The following is a 1474-nucleotide window of genomic DNA, read 5'->3' as shown; positions in this document are numbered from 1 at the left end:
AGCTCACGCCGCGCCTCGGCAGCCGCGTCGGCGTGCTGTCTAAAATCTTCGCCAACCCGGTGCTGCCGGGGATCGACGACTATTACGAGCCCTTTACCTACGACTATCAGCATCTGCATACCGCCCCCGAAGGCAAGCACCTGCCCACCGCCCGCCCGCGCTCGCTGATTAGCGGCAAGCGGATGGATAAAATCACCTGGGGCCCCAACTGGGAGGAGCTGCTCGGCGGCGAGTTTGAAAAGCGCGCCCGCGATCGCAACTTCGAGGCGATGCAGAAAGAGATGTACGGCCAGTTTGAAAACACCTTCATGATGTACCTGCCGCGCCTGTGCGAGCACTGCCTCAACCCGAGCTGCGCCGCCACCTGCCCGAGCGGCGCCATCTACAAGCGTGAAGAAGACGGCATCGTGCTGATCGACCAGGACAAGTGCCGCGGCTGGCGCATGTGCATCAGCGGCTGCCCGTACAAAAAAATCTACTTCAACTGGAAAAGCGGCAAGTCGGAAAAATGCATCTTCTGCTATCCGCGCATCGAATCCGGCCAGCCGACGGTCTGTTCGGAGACCTGCGTCGGGCGTATCCGCTATCTCGGGGTGCTGCTGTACGACGCGGACCGCATCGAAGAAGCGGCCAGCACCGAGCATGAAACCGACCTCTACGAGCGTCAGTGCGACGTGTTCCTTAACCCGCACGATCCGGCGGTGATTGAGGAGGCCCTGAAGCAGGGGATCCCGCATAACGTCATCGACGCCGCGCAGAAATCACCGGTCTATAAGCTGGCGATGGACTGGAAGCTGGCGCTGCCGCTGCATCCGGAATACCGCACGCTGCCGATGGTCTGGTACGTGCCGCCGCTGTCGCCGATCCAGTCGGTTGCCGACGCCGGCGGCCTGCCGAACAACGGCAGCATTCTGCCGGCGGTCGAAAGCCTGCGTATTCCGGTGCAGTATCTGGCCAACCTGCTGAGCGCGGGCGACACCGGCCCGGTGCTGCGCGCCCTGAAGCGCATGATGGCGATGCGCCACTACAAGCGCTCCCAAACCGTAGAAGGCGTCACCGATACCCGCGCCATCGAAGAGGTCGGCCTCAGCGTCGAGCAGGTAGAGGATATGTACCGCTACCTGGCGATCGCCAACTACGAAGACCGCTTCGTGATCCCCACCAGCCATCGCGAAATGGCGGAGGACGCCTTCCCGGAAAAAAATGGCTGCGGCTTCACCTTCGGCGACGGCTGCCACGGCTCGGATACCAAATTCAACCTGTTTAACAGCCAGCGCATCGATGCGATCAATATCGGGGAGAGAGACTAATGCGGATCCTCAAGGTAATCGGTCTGCTGCTGGAGTACCCGGACGCCGTGCTGTGGGACAACCGCGAGGAGGCGCTGGCGCTGGTCAGCGCCGATGCGCCGGCGCTGCTGGCGTTTGTTGAACCGCTGCTGGCCGCGCCGCTGCTCGACCGGCAGGCCGAGTGG

General features: G+C 62.8%; 1 protein-coding gene and 1 pseudogene. Both read left to right on the top strand.

Features of this window, described 5'->3' with window-relative positions; genetic code table 11:
- Positions 1-1310, top strand: a 1310-nt coding sequence (gene narH / locus PFH44_RS27510; RefSeq protein WP_283826826.1) for a nitrate reductase subunit beta, incomplete at its 5' end; no start/stop codon positions are given.
- A pseudogene (locus PFH44_RS27505) lies at positions 1310-1474 on the top strand (nitrate reductase molybdenum cofactor assembly chaperone); the annotation flags it as partial. The gene narH and the pseudogene PFH44_RS27505, both read left to right, overlap by 1 nt.

Source organism: Klebsiella sp. Ech2A, assembly GCF_030078455.1.
In the GTDB taxonomy this organism is placed as follows: Bacteria; Pseudomonadota; Gammaproteobacteria; order Enterobacterales; family Enterobacteriaceae; genus Klebsiella; species Klebsiella terrigena.
This window is presented reverse-complemented; position numbering and strand designations above follow the sequence as displayed.